This window comes from Marivita geojedonensis (assembly GCF_002115805.1).
GTDB classification, from domain to species: Bacteria; Pseudomonadota; Alphaproteobacteria; order Rhodobacterales; family Rhodobacteraceae; genus Marivita; species Marivita geojedonensis.
Genome location: NZ_JFKC01000063.1, coordinates 1 through 1,990, shown reverse-complemented (window position 1 = coordinate 1,990; position 1,990 = coordinate 1). Strand labels below are relative to the sequence as shown.

The 1,990-nt window shown below is 57.9% G+C and carries 2 protein-coding genes; one reads left to right on the top strand and one right to left on the bottom strand.

The features are described from left to right. Positions 1-56: 56 nt before the first annotated feature. Positions 57-776 carry a winged helix-turn-helix transcriptional regulator gene (locus tag MGEO_RS21000; RefSeq protein WP_085641687.1) on the bottom strand — a complete coding sequence of 240 codons (720 nt, stop codon included), beginning with the start codon at positions 774-776 and terminating at the stop codon, positions 57-59. Between the two features lie 365 nt (positions 777-1,141). Between MGEO_RS21000 and MGEO_RS20990 the strand changes: the two genes are divergently transcribed. After that, positions 1,142-1,963 carry a methyltransferase domain-containing protein gene (locus MGEO_RS20990; protein ID WP_085641685.1) on the top strand — a complete coding sequence of 274 codons (822 nt, stop codon included), beginning with the start codon at positions 1,142-1,144 and terminating at the stop codon, positions 1,961-1,963. The last annotated feature ends 27 nt before the right edge of the window (positions 1,964-1,990 follow it).

The window sequence follows — 1,990 nt, the reverse complement described above, 5'->3', positions numbered from 1 at the left end:
GCCTAGCACGCAACCAGCAGAGCCGGCACCGACGATAATGACATCGAAGCTACCGGTCACGGTGTCGCCTCCGCCAAGTCTAATTGCCGCACCTCAAGCCCATCTTCCTTCGTCCTGCGATGCAGCCATCGGTCCATCGTTCGGGCCACGGCAGCGTCCCCACTCAGAAACAACCGCCCAGCGTCGAGTTCCCGTCCGATCGTCGAACGGCTTAGGATAATGGAAGTCAGGGAAACCTTGTCTGTCTCTATGTAAAGGTCGATGTCAAAGCCTGGGATGGTCGAGCAGATTTCTACCGGCGATCCGGGGCGGCTCAACGCCCAGTAGGTGTTGTAGTCGAGTCCGGGGTCACTGAACCTGAACTGAATTACTATCTGGCGGCGCGGCAATTGCTCCGGATCAATATAGCCGCGCATCTGCCACATCAGGTTCGAGACGTCCAAATCGCATAGCGCTTCACGGGCCTCGATATTGCATTGCGCCCAGCTTGCAAGCGCGTCCAAAGCGGGCTCGAGGTCGATGGCGCGTTGTGTGCGCAGGTAGTTCACCTGACCGGTCGCCGGATCCTCGATACGCTCGATCAAACCATTGGCCTCAAGTTCCTTCAGGCGTTTAGTCAGAAGGGCGGGAGAGATATTGCCAACACCGCGTTTTATGTCGTTGAAACGGGTTGAGCCTCCCCACATTTCCGAGAGGATCGGGATCGTCCATCGCGGCTCCAACACCTCGCAAGCATGCGTGATCGGGCAGATGATACCGTAAGGTTTGGCTTTCATGGCGATGCCTCCTTCCGACAACAAGCTACCGGGACACCGACGACATCTCCAGTTCAGAAACTGTATCGGCTGCAGTTCACGCCGTGCACTACCCGTTCTGCCTGCATTCTTGGCAAGCTCGAGTCATCGAAACCGGAAAGGTATGGAACCATGAAAGACCCGATTATGATTCAGCATCAGGCGTATCTGAGCGACCTTGAGAAACTCGCAGAAACGACCTGCAAGGGAACCGAGCGAGTGAATCCTGTCGCCTCATATAGGCTTAACCACCGAGGAGGAGTTATCGTAGCAGCCTTCATCACGTTCTTAGCTATCGTGCCATGGAATTCCATGCTTTTTTGGGGGTAACGCAGTAGGAGTGCGCCATGACAGACCCTATGGATTTTGCGACGCTGGAACGTCAAGGTTGGGCAGAGGAAGACACTGCGGCTTCCTATGCTCGCGATTTCGCGCGAGCCTCGGAAATGGCAGTGCCTGCGCTTGTTGCCGAGTGTGCGGCCAGGCGAGACAGGACTGCGCTGGACCTGTGCTGCGGACATGGCATCGTCGCGCGCGGGCTTGTCGCCCTCGGAGCAGAGGTCACCGGATGCGACTTCTCGCCGGCTATGCTGCGGATTGCACGGTCATCTGTCTTGGGTGCGCGCTTTGTGGAAGGTGATGCCATGGCTCTGCCTTTCGAAGACGCATCATTCGATGCCGTGACCATAGGGTTTGGTATGCCCCGCGTGCCAGATCCCTCGACGGTTATGGCTGAGGCCCGCCGCGTATTGAAGCCGGGCGGACGCCTAGCTTACTCGGTCTGGGAGGACACAGAACTGTCCGCGATGACGTATGTCTTCGCTGCGATTATGCAGCATGGCGCGCCGGACATCGAACTGCCGCCCGGCCCCGGGGCCACTGACTACGCAGATCCGAAACGTGCGTTCCCCGCAATGGAGACAGCTGGGTTCTGCGATTTGAGATGTTTAACGGTGGCAAGCGAGTGGCAGATTGATGACCCTGCGGCACCATTCAACTTCTTCAAGGACGGCACCGTTCGCGGAGGAGCCCTTCTGCGTCCACAACCGGACGCCAACAAGGATGCCATTCGAGCGGCGGTCGTCTCTAAGGTCGTTGCGAACCATGGAACTGACGGGCCTTGGAAAGTCCCCATGCCGTCCATCGTAATCTCGGGCAAAGCGAAATGAGCACAAGTTGGGCTCGCTAGGGTCAGG